The organism is Paenibacillus sp. W2I17 (genome assembly GCF_030815985.1).
Classification (GTDB): domain Bacteria; phylum Bacillota; class Bacilli; order Paenibacillales; family Paenibacillaceae; genus Paenibacillus.
The window spans coordinates 6,426,566-6,451,249 of sequence record NZ_JAUSXM010000001.1; the positions used below are offsets into that span (position 1 = coordinate 6,426,566).

Annotated in this window: 21 protein-coding genes and 1 pseudogene; 14 read left to right on the forward strand and 8 right to left on the reverse strand. The window is 44.5% G+C overall.

Features of this window, described 5'->3' with window-relative positions:
- Positions 1 to 43: 43 nt before the first annotated feature.
- From QF041_RS28630 to QF041_RS28640, 3 genes and pseudogenes are all read left to right on the forward strand, one after another.
- Complete coding sequence (locus tag QF041_RS28630; protein ID WP_307416541.1) at positions 44 to 1,087, forward strand: Gfo/Idh/MocA family protein; 1,044 nt, start codon at positions 44 to 46, stop codon at positions 1,085 to 1,087.
- Between the two features lie 2 nt (positions 1,088 to 1,089).
- Positions 1,090 to 2,178, forward strand: a pseudogene (eutH, locus tag QF041_RS28635) (ethanolamine utilization protein EutH).
- An 88-nt stretch (positions 2,179 to 2,266) separates the two neighbouring features.
- Positions 2,267 to 4,207 (forward strand): beta-glucoside-specific PTS transporter subunit IIABC, encoded by a 1,941-nt coding sequence (locus QF041_RS28640; RefSeq protein WP_307416542.1) that lies wholly within the window; start codon positions 2,267 to 2,269, stop codon positions 4,205 to 4,207.
- A gap of 124 nt (positions 4,208 to 4,331) precedes the next feature.
- Here QF041_RS28640 and gdhA read toward each other — a convergent pair whose 3' ends face one another.
- Positions 4,332 to 5,717 (reverse strand): NADP-specific glutamate dehydrogenase, encoded by a 1,386-nt coding sequence (gene gdhA, locus QF041_RS28645; RefSeq protein ID WP_307416543.1) that lies wholly within the window; start codon positions 5,715 to 5,717, stop codon positions 4,332 to 4,334.
- A 388-nt stretch (positions 5,718 to 6,105) separates the two neighbouring features.
- On the opposite strand from gdhA, the gene QF041_RS28650 reads away from it, so the two are divergent.
- From QF041_RS28650 to QF041_RS28670, 5 genes are all read left to right on the forward strand, one after another.
- The gene (locus QF041_RS28650; protein ID WP_307416544.1) at positions 6,106 to 6,579 is read left to right on the forward strand and encodes a GreA/GreB family elongation factor; all 474 of its coding nucleotides are present in this window, start codon (positions 6,106 to 6,108) and stop codon (positions 6,577 to 6,579) included.
- A complete protein-coding gene (locus QF041_RS28655) occupies positions 6,569 to 7,075 on the forward strand; it encodes a cation:proton antiporter regulatory subunit (RefSeq protein WP_036617317.1) in 507 nt (168 codons plus the stop codon). The genes QF041_RS28650 and QF041_RS28655 overlap by 11 nt, the downstream gene beginning before the upstream one ends.
- 3 nt (positions 7,076 to 7,078) lie before the next feature.
- Positions 7,079 to 8,284, forward strand: coding sequence for a cation:proton antiporter (locus tag QF041_RS28660; RefSeq protein ID WP_017687037.1), 1,206 nt, complete (start codon positions 7,079 to 7,081; stop codon positions 8,282 to 8,284).
- A 568-nt stretch (positions 8,285 to 8,852) separates the two neighbouring features.
- Positions 8,853 to 9,521 carry an expansin ExlX gene (exlX, locus tag QF041_RS28665; RefSeq protein ID WP_373461409.1) on the forward strand — a complete coding sequence of 223 codons (669 nt, stop codon included), beginning with the start codon at positions 8,853 to 8,855 and terminating at the stop codon, positions 9,519 to 9,521.
- A gap of 109 nt (positions 9,522 to 9,630) precedes the next feature.
- Positions 9,631 to 10,578, forward strand: coding sequence for an alpha/beta hydrolase (locus tag QF041_RS28670; RefSeq protein ID WP_307416546.1), 948 nt, complete (start codon positions 9,631 to 9,633; stop codon positions 10,576 to 10,578).
- 69 nt (positions 10,579 to 10,647) lie between these two features.
- Here the strand turns inward: QF041_RS28670 and QF041_RS28675 are convergent, their stop codons facing one another.
- Positions 10,648 to 11,526 carry a PhzF family phenazine biosynthesis protein gene (locus QF041_RS28675; protein ID WP_307416547.1) on the reverse strand — a complete coding sequence of 293 codons (879 nt, stop codon included), beginning with the start codon at positions 11,524 to 11,526 and terminating at the stop codon, positions 10,648 to 10,650.
- 195 nt (positions 11,527 to 11,721) lie between these two features.
- Here QF041_RS28675 and QF041_RS28680 point away from each other — a divergent pair, with 195 nt between their 5' ends.
- A complete protein-coding gene (locus QF041_RS28680; RefSeq protein WP_307416548.1) occupies positions 11,722 to 12,648 on the forward strand; it encodes an NADP-dependent oxidoreductase in 927 nt (308 codons plus the stop codon).
- On the opposite strand, the gene QF041_RS28685 is transcribed toward QF041_RS28680, so the two are convergent.
- The gene (locus QF041_RS28685; RefSeq protein ID WP_307417075.1) at positions 12,632 to 13,267 is read right to left on the reverse strand and encodes a type 1 glutamine amidotransferase family protein; all 636 of its coding nucleotides are present in this window, start codon (positions 13,265 to 13,267) and stop codon (positions 12,632 to 12,634) included. The genes QF041_RS28680 and QF041_RS28685 overlap by 17 nt on opposite strands.
- A gap of 199 nt (positions 13,268 to 13,466) precedes the next feature.
- Between QF041_RS28685 and QF041_RS28690 the strand changes: the two genes are divergently transcribed.
- Positions 13,467 to 14,204, forward strand: coding sequence for a cyclase family protein (locus QF041_RS28690; protein WP_307416549.1), 738 nt, complete (start codon positions 13,467 to 13,469; stop codon positions 14,202 to 14,204).
- Positions 14,205 to 15,054: 850 nt separating this feature from the next.
- Complete coding sequence (locus QF041_RS28695) at positions 15,055 to 15,576, forward strand: hypothetical protein (RefSeq protein ID WP_307416550.1); 522 nt, start codon at positions 15,055 to 15,057, stop codon at positions 15,574 to 15,576.
- 131 nt (positions 15,577 to 15,707) lie between these two features.
- Here QF041_RS28695 and QF041_RS28700 read toward each other — a convergent pair whose 3' ends face one another.
- Positions 15,708 to 16,061, reverse strand: a complete 354-nt coding sequence (locus QF041_RS28700) for a hypothetical protein (protein ID WP_307416551.1) — start codon at positions 16,059 to 16,061, stop codon at positions 15,708 to 15,710.
- A 430-nt stretch (positions 16,062 to 16,491) separates the two neighbouring features.
- A complete protein-coding gene (locus tag QF041_RS28705; protein ID WP_091034774.1) occupies positions 16,492 to 16,692 on the reverse strand; it encodes a hypothetical protein in 201 nt (66 codons plus the stop codon).
- Between the two features lie 207 nt (positions 16,693 to 16,899).
- Here QF041_RS28705 and QF041_RS28710 point away from each other — a divergent pair, with 207 nt between their 5' ends.
- The 3 genes from QF041_RS28710 (at position 16,900) to QF041_RS28720 (ending at position 19,605) form a co-directional block, all read left to right on the forward strand.
- Positions 16,900 to 17,355, forward strand: a complete 456-nt coding sequence (locus QF041_RS28710; RefSeq protein ID WP_307416552.1) for a hypothetical protein — start codon at positions 16,900 to 16,902, stop codon at positions 17,353 to 17,355.
- A 539-nt stretch (positions 17,356 to 17,894) separates the two neighbouring features.
- A complete protein-coding gene (locus QF041_RS28715; RefSeq protein WP_307416553.1) occupies positions 17,895 to 18,902 on the forward strand; it encodes an ROK family protein in 1,008 nt (335 codons plus the stop codon).
- Positions 18,903 to 18,960: 58 nt separating this feature from the next.
- On the forward strand, positions 18,961 to 19,605 hold the full coding sequence (locus tag QF041_RS28720) for a sugar O-acetyltransferase (protein ID WP_307416554.1): 645 nt from the start codon (positions 18,961 to 18,963) through the stop codon (positions 19,603 to 19,605).
- Positions 19,606 to 19,664: 59 nt separating this feature from the next.
- On the opposite strand, the gene QF041_RS28725 is transcribed toward QF041_RS28720, so the two are convergent.
- The 3 genes from QF041_RS28725 to QF041_RS28735 all read right to left on the reverse strand — a co-directional run bounded on the left by QF041_RS28725 (position 19,665) and on the right by QF041_RS28735 (position 24,550).
- Positions 19,665 to 21,485 carry an ABC transporter substrate-binding protein gene (locus QF041_RS28725; protein WP_307416556.1) on the reverse strand — a complete coding sequence of 607 codons (1,821 nt, stop codon included), beginning with the start codon at positions 21,483 to 21,485 and terminating at the stop codon, positions 19,665 to 19,667.
- A 74-nt stretch (positions 21,486 to 21,559) separates the two neighbouring features.
- Positions 21,560 to 23,071, reverse strand: a complete 1,512-nt coding sequence (locus QF041_RS28730; RefSeq protein ID WP_307416557.1) for an ABC transporter permease — start codon at positions 23,069 to 23,071, stop codon at positions 21,560 to 21,562.
- A 36-nt stretch (positions 23,072 to 23,107) separates the two neighbouring features.
- Complete coding sequence (locus tag QF041_RS28735; protein ID WP_307416558.1) at positions 23,108 to 24,550, reverse strand: ABC transporter permease subunit; 1,443 nt, start codon at positions 24,548 to 24,550, stop codon at positions 23,108 to 23,110.
- Positions 24,551 to 24,684: the final 134 nt, after the last annotated feature.

The window sequence follows — 24,684 nt, forward strand, 5'->3', positions numbered from 1 at the left end:
AGCTGGCACAAATAGAGATTTACATTATAGATGGGGTGAAGGTATGTGGAAAATTGGTATTGTCGGAACAGGGTACTGGTCAGAAAAACACATTAAGGCTTGGCAATTCGTTGCTGATGCCGAGATAACAGGAATTTGCGACAGGCACGAAGATACATTGAATGAAAAAGCAGAACAATTTAACATCCCGGCAACATTTCGTTATTCGGATGTGACAGTGATGCTAGATAATGCGAATCTCGATGTAATCGATATCATCACGCCACCGGAAACTCATCTGGAGCTGGTGAAAATGGCTGCAGCAGCGGGGAAGCATATTATGTGCCAGAAGCCGTTTGCCCGTTCTATTGAGGAAGCTGAAGAGATGGTGCGTATTGCGGAAGAGGCAGGTGTGCGTCTGATGGTGACGGAGAATTGGCGCTGGTTAGAACCTTTCCAGTTGATCAAGCAACTGCTTGAGGAAAGTACTGTGGGACAATTGAATACGATTCGGTATATTCATACGGATTATTATTCTCCGAGATTCGCACCGGGAGAGAAGTTGCCACAGCCTTTTTTTAGAGACATGCCACAATTGCTGTTCTATGAGATGGGTGTGCATTGGTTTGACACCTGGCGGTTCTTGTTTGGTGAGCCTGAACGTCTATATGCCGAGACCAGAAAGATTAGTAAATATACGTTGGGGGAAGACAGCGGTATGGTCATGCTGGGATACAGGGATTATGTCGGTCTCATGGATATGAGCTGGGCGACTCGTCGTGAACTGAGTGAACCTTTACCGAATCAGGTGCTTCCGGATCATAAGGAGCAACTCATCATTGAAGGGGATAAGGCTTCCATTAAGCTATATAAAGACGGAAGGTTGTCCATCATTGATAATGCTGGTGTGGAGACGGTATATGCTGAACGTACAGAGTTAAACTACGAGGACAGTCATCGTAAACTGCAATCCCACTTTATTGAATGTTTGAATACAGGTGCGGAATTCCAGACCAGCGGTTCGGATAATGTTAAAACGCTTCGCTTGGTATTCGATACGTATGACAGCGCAACCCATCACAACGTGAAGCGGTATGTACAGGAGTAATCATGCCCATTAACGATGTTGTCATGATTCTTATTGCATTTTTTCTGGTGCTTGGCGCTGTGGACAAGGCTTTCGGGAACAAGTTGGGCCTTGGAGCAGCATTCACGGAGGGCATTATGGCGATGGGCACACTCGCCCTGGTGATGGTGGGAATTGTATCCCTTGCACCATTCCTAGCGAATATGCTTATTCCGCTGATATCTCCATTATATGAAGCGATCGGTGCCGATCCGGCATCGTTCGCCAATACCATCCTCGCGGTAGATATGGGAGGGTACGCTTTGGCTGGACAGATGGCCCAGAGTGAACAGGCTGGCCTGTTCTCCTAGGCGTTCCTGGGGACCATGTTTGGGCCAACTATCGTGTTTACCATCCCTGTTGCACTGGGCATTTTGGATCGGAAGGATCATCCGTACTTTGCCAAAGGGGTACTGATCGGCATCAGTACCATTCCCGTTGGTTGTTTAGTCGGCGGTCTAGTAGCGGGCATCAATTTTACAGTGATATACCGAAATCTGATGATACCGATTCTGTTATCTGTAATTATTATGATCGGCTTGCGCTATTTTACGAATCAGACCGTGAGGTTGTTTAAAATATTTGGAAGCGGTATCACCTTGTTGTCCCTGATTGGACTGGTGGCTATAGCTGTCAAAACCCTTACAGGTTGGGCACTAATTCCCAATATGGCACCGCTCTCGGAAGGCATTACAACGGTAGGTACAATTGCGATTGTGCTGGCGGGTGCTTTTCCCATGGTTGCGGTAATCAATAAAGTCTGCCAAACCCCGCTTGAGCGAGCGGGCCGTTTGCTCAATTTGGATGCGCCAACAACCGCCGGACTTGTTGCTTCACTGGCTCACAATATTCCGACCTTTCGAATGGTCAAAAATATGAATCCAAGGGGAAAAGTTATTAGTATCGCTTTTGCAGTCAGCGGCTCCTTTGTGCTTGGGGGTCATCTGGGTTTCGTAGCAGGGATGGACAAATCTATGGTAACTGCCATGATTGTGGGCAAATTGACAGGGGGCATCAGTGCGGCGATGGTAGCAGCATGGGCTACACCAATCAAGAACGATATTCAAATATAAATCATTTAACAACGGTATTAAATACTAATTTGTCTGATTAAGAAATTATTGCAAGATATTATGGCATCCATGTAAAGGAGTATATGACATGAATCACGACCAAACAGCAAAGGAAATTCTCAGCGCCGTCGGTGGCAATGAAAATATCAATAACGTCATTCATTGTGTGACTCGTCTCCGATTCAACCTGAAAGATATGAAGGCACCCGACAAGGAAGAGATCAAGAAGATCGACGGAGTACTCACTGTTGTGGAGAGTGGTGGCCAGTTCCAGGTGGTCATCGGCAATGAAGTTCCCAAAGTCTATGAGTCCCTGATAGGAACAATGGGAAAAGAACCGATGTCAGCCACTTCAGAACAAAAGGGGCAAGGAGATAAGCATGGTCTGTTCAATCGCTTTGTTGACGTGATATCTGGCGTATTTATGCCGGTAATCGGTGTGCTCGCGGCAGCGGGTATTCTCAAAGGGTTGCTAGCCCTGTTCAGTACGTTGAAATGGCTTACGGAAGACATGAGCACATACAAGATATTGTTTGCAACCGCAGATGCACTGTTCTACTTCTTCCCGATTCTGCTTGGGTTCTCTGCAGGGAAAAAGTTTGGAGGTAATCCATTTATCTCTGCAACCATTGGTGCTGCACTCGTATATCCAACGATGACCGCTGCCGCTACGGCAGGGACAGGCATGTCCTTTCTGGGCATTCCGGTCATTTTAATCAACTATACACAATCGGTTATTCCAATTATTATTGCTTCTTATCTGGCAGCAAATTTCGAGAGATGGGTTACAAAAATATCTCCTTCTCCCATTAGAATGTTTGCCGTACCGCTGGTTACACTGACAGTAATTACCCCGGTTGTTTTTATGGCAGTGGGGCCGGTAGCAACGCTAATCAGTGACTATTTGGCCAAAGGAGCAATGTGGACTTACGGGCTAAGCCCTATTGTTGCCGGATTGCTTCTGGCTGGCCTCTGGCAAACCATTATTATTTTTGGGTTACACTGGGCATTTATTCCCATCCTGCTAAATAATTTGGTAACAAACGGATTCGATCCAATCAATGGTATGTTGTATGCTACTACGTTTGCCCAAACCGGGGCAGCATTTGCAATTGCGATCAAAACCCGGGATAAGAAGTTGAAGCCGATTGCGATGTCTGCGACAATTTCAGGCCTCATGGGTGTAACGGAACCCGCCATTTACGGTGTAACATTACCGGCGAAAAAAGCGTTTATTATGGCTTCCATTGCAGGTGGTATCGCAGGATCTGTCGCTGGTTTCATGGGTTCTACTGCGTATGGCTTTGGTGCAGGGGTGTTCGGTATTCCGTTGTTCATTAATCCTAATGGAATTGATACCGGATTCATTGGTTTCATTCTTTCTGTCCTTATCGCCTTTGTATTGGGCTTTATTCTGACGTACATGTTCGGTTACAAAAATGCAGCCACGTCTTCTGCTTCAATGAAGCTGGAAAAAGCAGAACAGGTGCAACCAAACCGTATATCATCGGATGACAAAGAATCTGCTGGTGATGTTTCTGCCACGACTCCAGTTCAGGCAACTACGGAAGTGTATGGAGAGAAGATCGTGTCCAGCCCGCTGACGGGCCAACTGATTCCGTTGACAGAGGTCGGGGATGAGGCGTTCTCTAGTGGAGCCATGGGTCAAGGAGCGGCGATCATTCCGACAAAGGGTGTGGCATATGCCCCGTTCGATGGTGTAGTGGTTACGATTTTCAAAACGAAACATGCCATTGGACTGTTGTCTGAGGATGGCGTGGAGATTTTGATTCATGTGGGTATCAATACCGTGACTCTCAAAGGCAAGCATTTTACTTCATATGTCTCTGATGGCGATACTGTTCGCAAAGGAGACAAGCTGGTGGAGTTCGATCTGGAGGGCATTACAGCCGCAGGGCTGGATATAATGACCTCTGTGATCGTATCGAATACAGCTATTTACACAGACATTCAGGCTAAACAACAAGGTAACATCGAACATGGTGAAGCTTTGATCACTGTAAAATAAAAACGTATGATATGTCAGAGTAATAGCATTTCAATATAACTACGTAAAAATACCAATAAGGGCAGTTCTCCGAATTTACGGGGAACTGCCCTTATTCATTCCGTATAGATTAGTGAGAGATGAATTAAACCACACCTTGAGCAATCATGGAATCGGCTACCTTGAGGAAACCGGCGATATTCGCTCCGGCTACGAGGTTGCCTTCACAGCCATACTCTTCAGCAGCTTCTACACAGCTGGTGTAGATGTTCTTCATGATGTCATGCAGCTTGGCGTCTACTTCTTCAAATGACCAGGACAACCGCATGCTGTTCTGTGACATTTCAAGAGCAGACACGGCTACACCGCCGGCATTAGCCGCTTTGGCTGGACCGAACAGCACGCCTGCACCGTGGAAGACGTCAATGGCAGCCAGGGTGGAAGGCATATTCGCCCCTTCGCCAATTGCCTTCACGCCACCTTTGATTAGAAGGGCCGCAGCTTCTTCATCGATCTCATTTTGCGTTGCACATGGAAGAGCAATATCACAAGGGATAGACCAGATGCCTTCACAGCCTTCGGTATATGTAGCATGCGGATGTTCTTTGATGTATTCGCTGATGCGAAGACGATCAACCTCTTTCAGACGTTTCACGGTATCCAGGTTGATGCCTTGTGGATCGTGTATGTAGCCACCTGAGTCACTACACGCCACGACTGTAGCTCCAAGCTCCTGTGCCTTCTGAATGGCATAGATGGACACATTACCAGAGCCAGAGACAACGACTGTGCTGTCTTGGAAGCTGAGCCCCTTGGATTGCAGCATCTCCTTCACGAAGTACACACAGCCGAAGCCAGTCGCTTCCTTACGTGCCAAGCTTCCTCCGTACAGCAGTCCTTTTCCTGTCAACACGCCTGCTTCATGCCCGCCATGAATACGTTTGTATTGGCCGAACATATAACCGATTTCCCTTGCGCCTACACCAATGTCACCTGCCGGTACATCGGTATCGGAACCGATATATTTGTACAGCTCTGTCATGAAGCTTTGCGTGAAACGCATGACTTCCAGATCCGATTTTCCTTTGGGATCGAAGTCAGAACCGCCTTTACCACCGCCAATGGGCAGACCGGTCAAAGCATTTTTGAAGATCTGTTCGAAGCCAAGGAACTTGATGATGCCCGAGTATACAGAAGGATGGAAGCGAAGTCCACCTTTGTAAGGGCCAATGGCACTGTTGAATTGCACCCGGAATCCACGGTTAACCTGAACTTTGCCCTGATCATCTACCCATGGGACACGGAATGTGATTACACGTTCGGGTTCAACAAGCTGTTCCAGCAGACTATGGTTCCTGTACTTGGGGTGTGCTTCAATAACAGGAATAAGGGAATCCAGAATTTCTTTGACAGCCTGATGGAACTCATCTTCGTGCGGATTTCTGGCGACAACCGACTCGTAAACGGAATGAACATAATCTGCGGCAGTAACTTGAACGGACTCTGTAGTTTCTTTTGTTATCGTGGACACTTTTTCGATGCACTCCTTTATTGTGTTAAAGTCTGTAGATGCTTATTTGCATAAATTGAATAAAAGTTTGTAGTTAAATATACAGGAAAGCAAATAAAAATACGAGATAAAAAACCATAAAATGTTTTTTATGCAGTAATTAAAATGTTCTATGGATCTACCATATGATGTGAAGAATTAAGTTATTAAATGGAAGATATGACCACAAATGATAATAAAAAAGCAAGTTAGACGAATATACTGGATTAAAATATTAGTTTTGGTAAGATGGTAAGAAGGTCTCGTATCCCGGGGTCTTTTTAAAATAAAAAGGAGGAAAACAAGATGATGAAGAGAAACATGCCAATCAACATGGAGAACAAGGCTTGTATAGGGGGTGAAATTTATTATGAACCATAGGACTTCCCGCCATAATTGCAGAGAGAAGCTGGTGAGCCAGCTATTTACATTCGGTGAAGAGAAAAGAACATTTCTCGACGCCTATTTCGACGTGCGCGATCCAGAGCGGATACAATTGGAAAAACAATTGTCGGCATATAAGGAGTATGTGGAAAAACTGCTCCTGGGCCCGGATGAAGATCTGGACTCGGCGGTATTGATCGGTAGTCATATTGATTTTGAATATATCGATTTTCATACGTCAGATTCGTTCATGATTGTTATGCCAGAAGATACCAATCCTGATGAGGGTCGTATTTCCTTTCTCTCTCCAGTAGGGAGTCAATTACTGCTTGGCAGTGTAGGGGAAGTTAGGTCTGTTCATACACCATCAGGTTCTATGAGAATCCGCATTACGGGGATTGAGCTGAGGAGCGAAACCTTGAACGAACCGGCCCTAGGGGGTGCAGATCATGCACTTTAAAGAGACGGACTTACCAGGGATTGGGCGTAAATACTGGCTGCATACCCGTAGTGGTGAGCACTTGGTCATTGTGATTCATAACGACGAGCGACGTGACCTGTTCCATATGGAGTCAGGGGATACACCTGAAGAGGTGGGTGATATGGTATCCCTTGTCACCCTGGATGATGATGAAGCCCGGGCGGTAGCCGCCATCGTTGGTGGTATGACCTATAAACCGAAGTTTCAGGATGAGCGTGAAGTGATGCTTGAAGGGCTGTTAATCGAATGGCTACGAATTGAACCTCACGCAGCAAGTGTAGGCATGACGATTGGTGAACTGGATATCCGTCAGGCTACGGGCGCCGTTATTCTCGCTGTTGTGACCAAGGATAAGGAGAAGCATTTTAATCCAGGTCCGGATTATGCTTTTACCGCTGGAGCTACAATTGTAGTTGCCGGTGAACGAAATCAGATCAAACATCTCAAACAATTGTTGACTGATGGACGGACTTAGCCTATGGATATGCTCATATTCGAAGTGGGAATTGCCGTTGCGCTGATTACACTTACTGGGCTGATATCTTCACGATTACGATTTTCGGTCATTCCTTTCTATATCCTGATTGGTATGGCTGTTGGACCACATGCACCACAGATCGGCATAGTGGATTTACGTTTTATCGAAAGTTCGACCTTTATTGAATTCATGGGCAGGCTTGGCATTTTGTTTTTGTTATTTTATCTGGGTTTGGAGTTCTCGGTCTCCCGTTTATTAAAGTCTGGTAAAGCCATTCTGACCGGGGGGATGTTCTATGTTGGCCTGAATTTTGTCTCTGGATTGCTGTTGGGGTGGTTCATGGATCTGCCCCTTCAGGAGACACTTGTTGTCTGCGGGATCATGACCAGCTCTTCTACAGCCATTGTAGCTAAAGTGCTCGTTGATCTGAAACGCACGGCAAACCCTGAAACAGAGATTATCATGGGCATGATCATGTTTGATGACTTGTTCATCGCGATTCATATCTCCATCCTGACTGGGCTTGTGCTCAGCGGGGCAACTTCATTCTTAAGTGTTCTGCTGGTATCGCTGTCTGCCCTGCTGTTTATTGTGCTGTTCCTGATTATTGGCAGGAAAAGCATCAAATATATTGATAAGGCACTGAATATCAAGTCATCAGAGTTGTTTCTGCTTACTGTCATGACACTGCTCTTCCTGGTGGCTGGTTTCTCGGAGACACTGCATGTAGCGGAAGCTATTGGAGCGTTGATGATGGGGCTTGTGCTGGGCGAATCAAGACATGTGAGTCGGATTGAACATCAGATCATGCCTTTCAAAGATTTTTTTGGTGCAATTTTCTTCTTCAGTTTTGGCCTGACCATCGAGCCGGCTTCACTTGGCGGAGCTGTTGGGATGACGATTATTGCCGTTATTCTGACGATTGCCAGTAACTATGGTGCAGGTATGATTGCTGGCAGATTGGCTGGAATGAGCCCTAAGGCCTCGTTGAATGTGGGCTTTACCTTGGTCTCGCGGGGCGAATTCTCCATTATCATGGCGAACATCGGCAAGGCCGGAGGGCTGATGGCATCCATCCAATCGTTTGCCGTGTTGTATGTGTTAATTCTGGCTGTGCTGGGGCCTATCCTGACAAAAGAATCTCCGCGGATCTATGCTCAGTATGCGCGGCTAAGGAAGCGGATGAAACGAAGGGAAACAGGTTGAGTCAAACGCTGGCTGTCCTTGGACAGACCGGGTATTCTGACCGTAGTGTTTAATAGGCGCCACACCATTCGGAGAGAGAAATTACTCCGGGGTGTGGCGTTTTTTTTATTATTGGGAATCGTCCCAATGTCGGCTTGTAATTATGCTCATTCCACCAAATTATGGTATGTATCCATATCTTGTGCGTGGTCGTGAATATTTAAGTCCAGAGGCAGGACTATAGATGTGATTTAGTAGAGAAGGATTGAAAATAAGAAGTTATTATGTAAAATAATGTTATATTCAAATCTAGCAGTTGAACTAACCATTTACACGAGAACGTAGAGGATAGAAGAAACCTGAAGAAGCGGAGCGTTCGCCTTTATCAACAGATTTTCACCTTTGTAAAATTGAATCAAAAAATCTGGGGATAACAGTGATCGGAAGGTTGTTCTGTCATCGGAGTGGCAAGTGTAAATATTCTTTAATTCAACTTATGTTTCAATGTAACAGAAGGTAGAATGACGAGGAGGAATAGCTCATGAACAAGAGAAGTAGATTTCAACGGTTAAAATGGGCCAGTACAGGGATGTTGCTCAGTCTCGTATTATTTGCTCTACCTGCATCTGCTGCTTGGAACGATACATATCAGGGTTACGCGACGTATACGGGCTCAGGTTACTCGGGAGGTGCAGTATTGCTTGATCCCATCCCGGCGGACATGAAGATTACTGCACTTAATCCGTTCCAACTCAATTATAACGGTGTCAAAGCCGCTTTAGCGGGAGCCTATCTCGAGGTGCAGGGTCCTAAAGGCAAAACAACCGTCTATGTAACAGACCTCTATCCAGAAGGCGCCAGCGGAGCGCTGGATCTCTCACCGAATGCCTTTAACCTGATCGGTGACCCAAAGGCAGGCAAAATCGATATCAGTTGGAAAGTGGTCAAAGCTCCAATTCAAGGCAACGTCTCCTATCGGATCAAGGAAGGCAGCAGTCAGTGGTGGGCAGCCATTCAGGTTCGTAATCACAAATATCCGGTGCTGAAGTTCGAAGTGAAACAGAAGGATGGCACGTGGCTCAATCTTGAAAAGCAAGACTATAATCATTTCCTCGGAACTGGACTGGGCAAAGAAAAACTAAACGTTCGTATTACCGATATTCGCGGTCAGGTATTAAATGACACGATCCCGGCTCTGCCTAATGATGGGTCAGGCGGAGCATATATCGTACCGGGCAATGTACAGTTTCCCGATTGACAGATATACGGAGTTGTTATAAAAAGAAGTATGGTCATAGACGTATTCTTAACGAAAAGTCGTACACTGTACGGCTTTTTTTGTATACGAAAAGAGGAGAATGTAACGTATGAAAAAAAGTTTGCCTTCATATCAGACAACACATCCCTATTGGAAACAGTATCAGGGCTTTTTCCCGGAAGAAGTGAGGTTAGGGGAGCATACAGCTCCTGAGGAAGAATGGTGGGAGTCAAATGGGGTTCATATGCATATCGATCGTTTACCTGCGCCGGAGTCTTCAATCAAAATTCTGTTCATTCATGGTGCGGGAGGCAATGGCAGGTTGCTCGCTCCGTATGCCCGCATGTTACAGCGACATGGATACGAGGTGGTATCGCCAGACCTTCCACCGTATGGGTTAAGTTATGCAATGTCTGGTACACGTATCAACTATGAACTATGGATAGAGCTGCTTGTTTCACTCATCGAACGGGAATACAAGAATGACGGTAAGCCAATCGTTGTATTGGGAAGTAGCATCGGAGGTATGCTGGCCTATCACACCAGTGCACGCAGCAAGCGTGTTAAGGGTCTGATCGCAACTACATTTGTAGATACGAGTAATCCGGAAATGCGTGACCAGCTTGCACCGAATCGTCTGGTGAGCCGGGTGGGAAAACGGATGATGGATCTGTTCCCAGGTCTGCTGGATCATGTACGTATTTCGGTCAAACAGGTATCCCGAATGCAACTGATTACTAATAACAAGGATTTAACCCGACTTATTATGAATGATCCACAAGCGGCAGCTACACGTATTCCGTTGGAATTATTAAGAACATTCCTTAATAAAAAACCGGAGGTAAGCCCGGAACAGTTCAACCAGTGTCCGGTCCTGTTGGTTCACCCTGAACTGGACCCCATGACACCGATCAGGTTCAGCCAATCTTTTTTTGATCGTCTGGTGGTGGACAAGGAATGTGTGATCTTGGAAGGGGCAGGTCATTTTCCTATAGAGCAGCCAGGACTGAACCAGTTGGAGGTAGCGGTACTACGATTTTTACAACAAATTCAATGATGACCACAGGCTACTACACTGCTTCGCATAAGATAGTTTACATATCCTACGTACATAAAACACCTCCCATTAAGGGAGGTGTATTTGAATGTTTTCGATATGAATTGCATTACCGCCAACCTGAATCTGTGTAATTTCATTAGAGCTGCCCAGCGTTAATCTGGCTCGGATCTCGGAGGGGCGGTTCATGGTATACCCTTGTCTGATCGTGTACGTGTGAAGATGAGGATCTGTAAGCTGGTTGTACTGGAATAAATAACAGAGCATTGCACCATTGGATGTGCCAGTTGCGCTCTCTTCCGGTATATCATAAAGCGGTGCAAAATTACGGCATTCTGCCAGAACGTCCATATCATCTGATTCGAGTGTAAACACGTGATAACCTATGGCATGATGAGCCTTGCTTATTTCAGTGATACGCTGGAAGTCAGGGTCGATTTTGGTCAGAACATCAACATCCCTAACAGCTATCAGGATATCGGGTAGCCCGGTAGACACAATCTGTACAGGTAGCTCGGAATGCAAATCCTCCATAGAAATACGTAACGAATCGGCAATCTGCTGTCGATCCACGATCTCCCCATACTCCGGCAACGTCTGAGACAGATAGACTTCTCCATTGACTTCGATATCAACTTTAAGAATTCCGGCCAGTGTCTCCAGTGTATATGTACCAACATTAACAAGCTGCTGTGTCTTCATTAGATAAAATAATGCAATTGTGGCATGTCCACATAGATCGACTTCATCACTTGGGGTGAAATAACGCACTTTGAAATCAGCCTGATCCGATGGCATAACAAATGCAGTCTCTGAAAAACCGACTTGTCTGGCAATCTCCTGCATCTGGGTTTCAGACAAATACGCTGCTTGTAAAACAACACCTGCGGGGTTTCCGCCATGAGCCTTGTCCGAAAATGCATGTAATGTACTTACTTCTACTTCCATCGTGTTACCTCGCTTGTTCAGTTATTGGGTTAAGATTTAACGTAATCGATAATCGACATTATATCACGATTGTTGAACGGGCTTGTGAATCCCAGATTGCTGTGAATTTTGAATGATTAGGTCAAGTGATCGCTGGGAAAGGGTAATGATGGAGGAGAGCATAACGATAATCCAATGGAAAGGCTGGGATCTCTAATGAAAGCAATTGTCATTGAGGAATTTGGTGGAGCGGAACAATTGAAGGAACAAGAAGTAGCCAAGCCAGCATGTGGAGTGAATCAGGTGTTAATCCAAACGTATGCCACGTCGGTGAATCCGGTAGACTTCAAAATCAGACAAGGTGATATGAAAGAAGCAGCGGAGAATTTTCCGTTGATTCTGGGCGGCGATGTTGCGGGTATTGTGGCTGAAGCAGGCTCGAATGTCACTCGGTTCAGAGAAGGTGATCGGGTATTTGCGCGTCCGCGTCAATTCGGAACCTATGCAGAATATGTTGCTGTTGATGCGGATATTATTGCCCGTATACCGGAGCTACTGAGTTTCGAGGAAGCAGCAGCGATCCCGCTGGCGGCGATGACGGCATGGCAGGCACTTGTGGATCACGGACGTTTAGGCAAAGGGCAGAAGGTACTCATTCATGCTGGTGCAGGTGGTGTGGGAACGTATGCCATTCAGATTGCTAAGTCCCTCGGCGCTGAAGTGGCTTCCACGGCGAGTGAATCAAACGAAGCGTTGCTTCGTTCGTTGGGTGTGGATCATTTTATCAATTATAAAAAAGAAGATTTCTCGGAGAATCTCTCCGGTTATGATGTAGTGCTGGACACCATGGGCGGTGATATTCAGCGCGATAGCTTCAAGGTGTTAAAGTCTGGCGGGCATCTGGTATCCTTGGTGGAACAACCGGATGAGAAGCTTGCCAAGGAAGCCGGAGTAACGGCCAACGTCTTCATGATGGAGCCCAAAGGGGATCAACTGGATCAGCTGGCTGAACTGGCTGCGGAAGGCAAGCTCAAATCGATTATTGATGGAACGTACCCGCTAACTCAACAGGGAGTAAGGGAAGCACATGAGAAGAGCGAAACCCATCATACCCGCGGGAAACTGGTTATTCAGGTGCAATAGAATTCATTAATTCGTAGAAGTATTTGGACTCATGAGTCTGATATAGATTATACCAGGCCTGTAATGTTTCTGGTGCAAAGACATTCAACAGCTTCAACACATGCATTGTAAATTCTAACGGAGCTATTCCAGATGCAGTAACTACATTTCCATCGGTTACTGCAGGCTCCGTTTGATAATATGTTTCTCCAGCATAATCTGGGCATATCATCTTCAGATATTCTAAATCATTGCTTGTATGCTGTCTGGAATCCAGTATCCCTATTTTTGCAAGTGCAACTGTCGCACCGCAAATCGCCGCAATAACCGTACCCTCTTCTATAGAGGCAGCAACTTTTTTTAATAGGGGATCATGGATGGTGTCCATCCAGGTGTTTCCTCCCGGAAGAATGATGACATCGTCACCTTTCAATGTACATTCATCAATAGAAATATGAGGAAGGATGTTCAATCCGCCCATGGTAGTTACCGGATGTTTATCCACGCCTACGGTTACGACCTGTAAAGGCTGGATCTCTTTCCTGAAATACCTTCCCGAGTTCAACTCAGCAGTTAGATATCCTACCTCCCAGTCTGACATCGTATCAAATACATATAGATATACGTTCTTTGTTTGCATCATACATGCTCCTTTTGTTTTCATGATTGAATGGATTACTCTTGTATTATAAATAAACTTCACTGACAACTACGGTCAGTGAAGTTTTTGAATTTGAAATTTATAGCCCTAAGAACCAATATAGGGACTGCTCCCCAATTGCAGTGGAATAAGATATAATAGGAGAAATTTATTCCATTTTGTGCATGAGGTGATTAGGATGTCCAACGAACTCATTCAAGCCATTCAATTGTTAAAAGAAAAGAAATGGGTGGATCTGACCCATACGTTTGGTCCAGGCTCTCCACATTTTTCAGCTTTTGAGGCAGCACAATTCGATACACTGTTTGATCACGATCAAGGTTTCTTTGCCCAGAGCTTCAAGTTCCCGGGTCAATACGGGACACATCTTGATGCGCCGATCCACTTCGTTCGGGATACCCGGTATCTGGATGAACTAGGTTTGAAGGAGCTTGTGCTCCCGCTTGTGGTCATTGACCAGTCCGCTGAAGTGCAGAATAATCCGGACTTTACACTGGATGTGGAGCATATTCTTGCATTTGAAAGAGAGCATGGCGTGATTGAAGCTGGAAGCTTTGTAGCCTTACGTACCGATTGGAGCAAACGCTGGCCTAACCATGAAGCATTTGATAACAAGGATTCGGAGGGTAACAGTCATGCACCCGGATGGTCGGTTAGTGCGCTCATGTTTTTATTCGAGGAAAGAAAAATACAGGCGATCGGTCATGAAACCTTTGACACGGATTCAGCGGTGGATTATCAGAAGAATGGAGCACTTCTGGCAGAATATTATGTACTTGCCCAGGATACATACCAGGTCGAGCTGTTAACTAACCTGGATCAAGTGCCGGCTAAAGGCGCGGTAATCTTCAACATTGTACCGAAGGCGGAGAAAGCATCTGGTTTTCCAGTCCGATCTTTTGCCATTTTGCCTTAAACTAGATAGATCAAAAGCTGAATTAGATAAATCAGGCACTAACAGTTATGAATTAACTCATAGAGGGATCATTCATTTACTCAAAAGTGTGGCGTACATTGTAAGGTGTAGCTTAACAATGAATTCAATAAACATTTAAAATAATCTTGGAAATAGTGTTGTAAATACAAATCTGAATAACGCTCCCAAAAAGAAATACTAAATACTCTTCAACTAACGGGAAACAATAGCACAGTAAAGAGCACTAACAGCCGATCATTGTGATCGGCTGTTAATTCTGGCAGGTTAACGCAACATAACAATTATCGGAAGCGTCTAAAGAAAACGAGTACGGAGGTGTAAGATGATATTATGGTCTATTTGCATAATATTCGTTACTATTTCGATCGTCGTTCTAAGAAAAGCTGGTGTGCTATACCCTTTCTCTAAGGGATTCGCATTGGCTGCTGGTATATCCTTGTTAGCTGTGGCTTGTCTTGCCCAAAACTACACTCAGAGTTTAATTCCCGTGGCTAACGATGGAATAGCCATATCTAACCAGATAGCTTACTGGATAATAGGTGAAGATGGTTGGTCTCATGATTTGTTTTTGAATACACTTAAACTATCGATTTTTTTCACCGGAATCATTATCATACTTTATCCAGTAATTCTTGTAGCTGAGTCGAAATTTTGTTCAAAGGCTTGATGCTCTGACATTACGCTAACGGGATTATTTCAATAAAACAAGGAAGCAGCCGATCAAAGTGAATGGTTGTTTTGTTCAAGTAAGGGCAGGATAGCACAACCATTGTAATGAAGCAATCGTCAAAATAATTAATTAACTACTGTACGTTGCAGGGGGATCTTGGTGTATTTTAGACATATCAGTATTGTATTGGGGCTAGTTTTTTTAATCATTACTGGATGCAATAACGAGGGCGCGAAGTTGGGTGCAGATGAGTTCAAAATAACAGGTGATGAAAAGACTGCCACAGAATACGTTAAGGCAAAAGGTTATAAAATTTCTTTGTACGATGGTCACGTTCAGAAATACACCTTAGACAAAGAGAAACTACTTTACGGGATAGCGGAAATGATGCCATATAGACAGACATGGGGGGTTCAAAAAGTAGAACCCGAAAAGTATTTCGGAATGGAAATATCCGTATATAGCTTCACAGTAACAAACCATCCTTTGGAAGAGCTTTACGATACTAAAACCAAAGTTTCAATATTGCTTTGTGAAGGCAAAGTTATAGGGGGAACATCCTTCCCAGATGCAGCAATGGATGGAGCACCATATTCGTTGGATGGAAAAACACTGGAAGAAGTAACAGGAAAGAGTTTTCACAAATGGAGTGAAGAATGGAAAAAGAAATACGGTACTTAAAAAGACTAAGCTAACGGACAGGATAGTGCAACAAAGTATACAAACAAGCTGTAAAAAAACTACTTATGGATGAGCATTTCCATAAGTAGGAGAAGGAAATTATTAATGACAGACCAAATAATTCATAGTAGCTATCTTAACTTAGTTATATAGTAAGGTATAACTATTTGAAAATCTGAAGTATCATTCCAGACAGTTATGACCCATTCTCTACTAGTTCTAGGATAAGATTCTGTTGCGAACACTCCCTTGGTTTTTGGATCACCAGGTCTAATTGACCATCCTCCAGAGATTACCCTTCTATTGATTGGAGCTAACATACTGAGTTCTCTGCTACCTCCTGGTGGGATCTCTACTCTAGTAAAGACAAAACGGTCAAAGCCATTCCCAATGTTTTGCGAAATACGTGCTTTTGTTGCACTTAATCTAATGATACTTTTCTGTTTTACAATTGTCTTTCTTGTAACCTTCTTTTTAATTGCCATGATATAACCTCCTCAAGTTTCATATTTGTTACAGTAGTTAATAGATGTAAACTAAAGGGATTTTGCTTGTGTGTGTATCTAGTTAATTTGAATAAAATAGGGGAGTCGTAGGCATAGTCAAGAGATAAATTCTGAAAGCAATGTAAATGGCAGAGCCATATTGAGCATTCTTCTTCTCCATTTTCAACTATGGCACTCGTAACGTTAGTTCAAAAAGCATGGGGCAGACTGCAGGCTGCTCTTTTTTCATTTAGCTAACTGGCAACAGGTAAGTAAGCTTATCAGGAACCAAGTCCAGCTAGGATTTGACTTATTAGAAGCATAAATGTGTGTTTTGGCAAACTTATGGGTTGAGTCACAACTAATGAATTCTAAATAATTCACTTATGTAAATAGCAAGGGAGGCGTATTCCGCCTCCTTTTTATGTTGTTACTTTTGATCCGAGTGAGGATCTTGATTAAATCTTTGAGAGATTTTTTTCTCTGTTTTCTTACGCCGTATCCAGCGCTTGAGTAAGCCTTCTTCTTTGCGTTCTTGCAGTGTTTCCTTCAAACCTTGAATCATAAATTCCGATCTTCGTCTGTCATCCCGACTAATCTCGCGTAATTCCTTAATAAATTTGTCGTCCATATCTGCCTCTCGCTTATTCAGGATAATCCCATTATACCGAACGTACGTTCTTTTATCAAGTTTTTCCATTACGAATGATTTTCGAGATCAATATAGTGAAAAGAAGCACAGGAACAATACGTGGCATGTGTGAGAATGATACTAGAGGGTTTGAGCATAATCCTCCATATATAAAGTTGAGAAACGAGAGAACGGAAGGAGCAATTCATGATGAAGCAGCGTATAGGCAGATCGTGGTTACTCATGTTGATGCATGGAATGCTGGGGATTGGTGCGATTATTGGAGGCGTCATTTTAATCATAGACCCATCCGGAAGTAAGGTGAATTTGCCCGCATCTTTGTTGGAGAACTCTCCGTTTTCCAGTTTTTTGTTCCCTGGGATCATCCTATTGCTGGTACTTGGCGTGATGCCTACAATAATTGTTATTTCGCTCATCTGCTACGTTCATTGGGGGCTGGGTGAGAGACTGAATCTCTATCCTGACCGCTATTGGGCTTGGACTTTTTCCTTGTATACGGGGTTTGCTCTCATCATCTGGATTATGGCGCAAGTGTACTGGATTCAGGATGTCTCTATTATTCACTTGGTCTATTTTGCATGGGGAGTGGGTATTCAAGTTGTGACCTTATTGCCCGGGGTACAGCGAATCTATTCGAAATAAACTGCTCGCTTGTTGAACAAATGGCTGCCAACGGAATCGGTTAATGATTCTGTCTGCGGCTATTTATTATGAGTATCGAGATGATAAGTGTTGCTGTAGTGATGCTGTCCACTTGTTTCTTGGACGGAAAGGGAATCGGATAAATCATATTGACATAGAACTATTATCCTTGCATACTTACGTAATATACTTTATAAAGTATATTTATTAACTAGAGGAATAGTCACATGTGGTAAGCATCTCAAAATCATAATCCGTATGAAACAGGGAGGTAAGTATGGATGGTTTACGTTATTATGGCAGTTATAATATGGGCAGGTACCTATGCAAGTATGGTCTTGTCAAAGCAACCGATTGAAGTGAAGCCTGTGAAATCGATGGATGATTTGTTTGAGTGAACAGTAGCTCTGCCGATTTCGATCCTTTTCCAGCACGATGGAACTCATGTGTTCGAGTAAGGCATTATGTTATGATATGGTGTGAATGACATCCATACCATTGCTTTGGCTCAATTGAACCAGAGTAGAAACGAGAGGGTTATGAAAAAAGCCAACGCTACAATGATGAAATATATCAATTTGAATAATGTGCGTGAAGTCATGCAGCAGATTGAGACGGCGACCAAACCGCAATTAGCTTTATTAACCAATCTTAGTGTTGTTACCATTAATGCGCTGATTCAGGAATTATGTGATGGCGGAGAGTTGTTCCAGGATAAAGTGGTTCCCTCTAACGGCGGTCGTCCTGCTCAGGCATATCGATATAATTATAACTTTAAGCTTGCTTTGGTTCTTTACATCAAAGAAATGAAAGGCCAGGAGTTGATTTCGGCAACGGTCATGAATCTGGAGAATAAGGTTGTGCTGAAGGAAGAGAGTATCTTGCCTGCTTTTGATAAACAGCATATGCTGCAACTTATCGCGCGTTTCATTAAGAAGTATCCCTCCATTGATATGATCGGCATCGGTATTCCGGGGCAAGCCGTGGATGGGGACATCACGGTGAGCAGTCATGAAGAGCTTATCCATTCACATCTGATACGGGAGATCGAGAGCGAGTTCCAACTGAACGTTCTCGTGGAGAATGATGTTAATGCAGCGATTAGCGGATACTGTACACAGCATGCGGATATGAAGGAACAGAGTGTAGCAGGAATTTATTTTCCGAACCGATACCCGCCGGGTATGGGCATGATGTTGAATGGACAGATGATCCGCGGGAAAAACGGGATGTTTGGTGAGATCAAGTATCTTCCTTATTCACCTGATTGGAAACGTGACATGAGCAAAGATGATTTTGTAGTGAACGTATGTCACATCCTGCAAACGATTAATGCCGTCGTTGCCCCGCACCAGATTGTCATTTATCAGGAACGTATGGAGAGAGAAGAGCTGGATTTGGCGTGGAAGCAGTACGGGAAGGATCACCCCATGCCGTCGTTGCCCGAGATTGTACATCAGGACTCGTTCCAACATGATTTTGATGCTGGGTTACGAGGAATGGTGCTTCAGGCGTTGAAGTCAGGCATTCTATCAGAAGCCTTATAACCCACAGGTCATGTCTGTGGCTTTTATTTTATAAGCTAACTCTTGTAGAGGAGGATTCATGATGCGTGAAGAAGAGAGAATCATGAAGGGCGTGTTGTTCAGTCCAAGTGATCCGGAATTAAAGATCATCAAAAGGCGGGCCCATAATCTCAGTCAGCGTTACAGCCAGACCTTTGAAGAACAGACTGAGGAGAGGAATCAGATATTGCAACAGCTACTGGGAGAGATTGGAGAAGGCGGATTCATGCAAGGCCCCATCTTCTTTCATTATGGTGTGCATACCCGAATAGGCGATCATTTCTTCGGTAATTACAATCTGACGATACAAGATGACGCGCTAGTGACGATCGGGGACTATACCAGTTTTGGACCCAACGTCACGATTATTACCCCCATTCACCCCATGATTGCCAGCGAGCGGAGACAGATGGTGGACCAAAACGGTGATGTGAAGTCACTATGTTATGCCAAACCGGTCACGATTGGAAACGATGTATGGATCTCGGCAAACGTCACAGTGTGCGGGGGCGTAACGATTGGAGACGGCTGTGTGATCGGAGCAGGTAGCGTGGTGACTCGTGATATTCCACCGCATTCTTTTGCAGCAGGCGTACCGTGCAAAGTTATTCGCAAAATTACTGATACGGACAGCATGCGAAACTATCCCGATGTTCTGGCAGATTGCCGTGTGCTGGAAGAATAAAAAAAGGTTGTCACCAGGATCTGTAGATGATCCGGTGACAGCCTTTTGTTGTTGTACGTTTACTTGGAAGCGTTATAGTTACTCAAGAATTCTTTTACTTTTGCAGGATCAGCTTTCAATTCATTCCCGGTCTGAACGAGCGGGCTTACTGTAGAGTATGCTTTGAGTTTATTGTTCTTGTAGAAACTCAAAATCTCATCCTGATTAATGGAGTATAGCACGGCTTTTCTCAGGTCACTGCTCTTGGCAACTTCACGATTGGCCGTGTTGAACAACAGATAGGAGACAGCGTTACTTGGCAGACTTTGCAGTTTCAGTTTGCTGTCATTTTCGATGATGTCATACTTGGTTTCAGGTACACCGTAGTATAAGTGAATTTCACTGCTGCGAAGAGCAGAGAGGGCGCTGTCTGCATCCGCGATGAATCGGACGTTAACCTGAGCAATTTTTGGCTCATCTTCCGTGCCTTTCCGGTAAGCCGGATTTTTTAAGAATACACCTTCATAGTCATTTTTATAAGACAAAATATAAGGTCCGCTAGTATAAAGGGTGTTATTGTATGCTGCGCCTTCAGTCACCGTGTTCTGATCACCGTAAGGAATATCTTTGTTGACGTCAAAGGAAGCTACATCATATGTGTTGATGCTCTCCACCTGTTTTTTGGACACGATACCCGCAGATTGGTGAGCCAGGTAGTTCAGAACTTGCGGGAAAGGTTCAGTTGTGGTCAGTTTAACGACCTGATATTTACCTGCGCTATTATCTGCTTTGGTTTTGTCCGTCACGAGTTCTGTAATTTTGCTGCCCAATCCTTGTTCCAATGCTTCGAGGATTGTGCCGTTACCGCTGGATTGTTTGATGGATTGTAATGCACTCAGATCCGTTACAACCTCAGCTTCTTTGATGTGTTCATGCAGACTGTACGTCCGGTGATCCGGAACGGAATCTTTATTTTTAGCACGATCCAGGGAGAAGATCACATCATCTGCACCGACACGTTCTCCTGTATCTACAGCTTTTTTGTTATCAATTTTCGCAAAGTTGATATCGTCTCTGAGAATGAAGTAGTAGTCCGAATTACCTTCAGCAATACTGAAATTATAGGACAGTGATCCTTCTGCTGTCAGCTGATCGTCATCTGTCAAGTTAACGAGACGTACATACATATTGGTGTTCAACTGGTTGATGGAGCCGTCGTTTCCTTTGATGGGATCAAGGGAAGTCAGTACGGATGCACTTTGCGTCAGAATCAACGGGTCTGTGGCATTTTTGGAGCTGTCCTTGAACTCAATCGGTTCCCAAGCCATGGCGCGGGATTTGGAGAGACGAACGGTGTCGACATTCAGAATGTCTTTGTTAACAGCCTGACTTTTCAGGGAAATGTACAAAGGCGCGATATACGCCTGGTCAGTTACCAAGCGATCTTCCAATTGTTTGTACGTGTCTTTGTACTCATCTGGAGTTTGAGTAGCTGCCTGATCGATGAGTTTATCAAGTTCCCCATCGGCAAGGATACTGTAATCTCCACCTGTTTTGAAAAGGGAACGTACCGCATAATCGGGATTTCCCGTTACCGTTGTCCAGCTGGACAAGGCGATGTCATAATTCCCTGCATCCTGCTGGGATTTGAAGCTGCCGTAATCCGGCTGCAGGTTCAGTTTCACATTGAAGCCGTTTTTGGTCAGCTGGTCGCGGACAATGTTTACATCATTTTCGGAAGAACTCATGGCGAGCAGTTCAATGTCTACCGATTTTTGTGCAGTTTCAGTTGTATCCGCTGGTGCGGTCTCCGCCTGAGATTCGGTTTTCGTTTTTACACTGCAGCCGGAAATCACAATGACGAGAATTAATAGCAATGAGATCAGTGTACGTTTTTTCATGGGATTACCCTCCATATCTTTAATGTGTGATGTGTGATTTCTTTTTTTCTATATCATTTATTTCAACAAATCATTTAGGCCTTCTCCAGCTTGGGATCAAGCGCATCACGCAGACCGTCACCGAGAAAGTTAAACGAAAGAACCAGCAAAATAATAGCCAAGCCTGGATAAATCGCCAGATAAGAGTGGGTCTCCAGGTATGTACTGCCGAGCTTCAGAATATTACCCCATTCCGGAATATGCGGCTCCACGCCGAGCCCCAGATAACTCAAACTGCTGGTAGCGATAACCGCTCCACCAATCGTGAGTGTGGACTTGATAATCATGGGCGCAAGGGAGTTGGGAATAATGTGTTTGAAAATAATCGTACGATTGTTGTACCCCAGTGCACGTGCAGCTTCCACAAATTCAAAAGTAGATACATAGAGCACGCTGGCTCTCATGGTACGAGCGTAAGTTGGAATCGAACCCAGACTCAGCGCCAGAATGAGATTGACTGTATTGGCTCCAAACGCCGCAATAATCGCAATGGCGAGTAGAATTCCCGGAATCGCATAGAGAATATCGAGCAGCCGCATGATGATGTTATCCGTATGCCTTCCGTAGAAGCCGGAGAAGGCTCCGAGGATTCCGCCGATCAACACAGGAATGATGGTCGACATGCAACCTACGATCAAGGAGATCCGGGCACCAAATACAATCCGGGAAAATAAACATCGTCCGAAGTCGTCCGTTCCCAATGGATACGCAAGGGAAGGGGGTTGAAGCAGAGCCGAGTAGTTATTTTCCACAGCCATGCTGTAATCAAAAGTAAAGAAGCTGCAGATCGATATCGAGAACAGAAAAATGATAAAAAACAAACCGGACATGGCGGTCATATTCGGAGCAAGACGCTCCCATAGATCGTTCCAAAAGTTTGATTTTTGTTTCCCCTGTCTGCGAATGCGTCCAATGATGGAAATGCCGAGCAACAGTGCAAATACATTACCTGTGATTGAGGTCAGAATCAGTACTACACTGACACCGATCATCCAGCGAGGGAGGATAGAGGTCGCGTTATATCGGGATACGATAATCAGTACGACTAGGTCAATGACGAGAATAAATATCAGCACCGCCATGGCTGGTAGAAAGTTGTCAGCCACATAGGGTTTGAAAACATTTAACGCGGATACACCGATAACGAACAGCTGGGTTAACAGCATATACACCGCAAAGGTATACTCCACATTCCTGACTTTTCGAATCAGATGAAAGGCTGCCGTTACGATAAATATATTGCCAGAAATAATAGCAAACAGTTGAACCCAGGCGATCCTGCGAGTCAGAGCAGTGACCGTACCAGTTCGGATCAAGTCTTTTCGAATCCGAAGGGTGATGATACTTTGGACCAGTGTGAAGAATACATAGATCCCAAGTATCGTTAGCAGAAATGGTTTGAACGTCTGCCCGCTCCAGTCATAACTGTTGAACAGCAACAAGGCAGTCAAGAGAAGGGACGTGATCCAGGCGAAGCTCGCCTGACTGTATTCTCGAGAAGACTTAAGTCGGAAACGCATTTCTTGTGTTAAGGACGAGTTTGTCATAATACACCTGCTTTAAGAGGTAGTTCAACACACACTTTAATATTGTTTCATCTTGGAGCGCACTCTTGGATCAATAAAAGCGTACAGCAGATCAACCGCTACATTGATAATGGAGATCGTAATTGCTGTGTAGATTACTCCGCCCATGATACTCGGAATATCGGGGATAAATTGTTTATCCACAATATAGCTACCGAGACCGCTGATATTAAACACTTTCTCCGTCACTGCTGCCCCGCCAAGCATGGCACCGAATTGGAGTCCAACCACAGTCACGATTGGAATCAATGCATTACGTACAGCATGTTTCAGCATGACCTGACGTTCGCTTAACCCCTTGGCGCGAGCGGTCATCACATAATCCTCATGAATGACTTCCAGTGTAGAAGACCGGGTCATCCGTGCCACCGCAGCTGTAAGTCCCGTGCCCAGAACAATGGTTGGCATAATGATCGACAGCCAGTTCTGCGGGTTGAAGGTGGCGGGAAGCCACTGCAATTTGATCGAAAAGTTCAGAATGAAAATAAGTCCTTGCCAGAAATTTGGGATCGATAATCCAATCAGAGCGATGAACATAAACGTATAATCGAACCATGAATTAGGCTTAATCGCTGAGATGATACCGATGGGTAACGCAATGACAAGTGCTAATAGCAGGGAGATGACCGCTAGCGTCAATGTAATTGGAAACTTTCTTGCAATCGTTGCTGTTACGTCTTCATTTCCTGCAAAAGACTTGCCAAGATCGAAGAGAGCAACTCCCTTAATATTGTTCCAGAGCTGTGTAAGATAAGGCTGATCCAAGCCATACACCTGATTGAATGCTGCAATCTGTTCCTGCGTTGCTGTCTCTCCGAGAATGTTAGCTGCCGGGTTGAACGGAGACAGATACAAAATCGTAAATACGAGTGTGGCTACGCCCAGAATGACAAATACTGTCATCAGTATTCTTTCAAATATGTACTTTAGATAAGGATTTCCATACAAAAACAGGATGCCATACATCAGACAGCCGGGAATAATCGATATCGCGAAAAACCATGGTTTGTCGATAAGGGTGTGGAATGTATCGGCCATCGTAAGACGTTGACTTCCCTGTTCCTGAAGTATGAGAGAAGTCCGCTCTTTCAACTCTTTCTGAACCGTTTCTTCCAACCATTCCTCGGTCTGACGTCTGAATTCTTCCTCACTGACCTGCTGCTGGAAAAAACGATGTTTGCGCCGCAGCTGTTCTTCGACTTCCAACTTCAGCTTGTTCCGATAGGAAGAAGCGAGCAGTTCTTGCTCAGCCGTCTGCCTGGCAGCTACCCAGCCGTCATTTTTTCGATTCGAACGCCATATTAGAAACACGACCAGATTGATCGGTAATCCAAGAATGAACAGAACATATCGGTAGGAAGGATGAAGCAGCATTTTGCCATAAATAAAACTTAAATTGTGCACCAACCGCGAGAGTCTGCTGCCTTCTGCAAGATTCAAACCAAGCGTGCCTCCTTTCATTCAGGTTTAAATTGCATTATTCCGATTGATATAGTATATATTATTTAGGGTCTAAACAATTGTCAAGGAATTAAATGGTATACATATGAGATGAGTGAATGTGAAAAAACGGA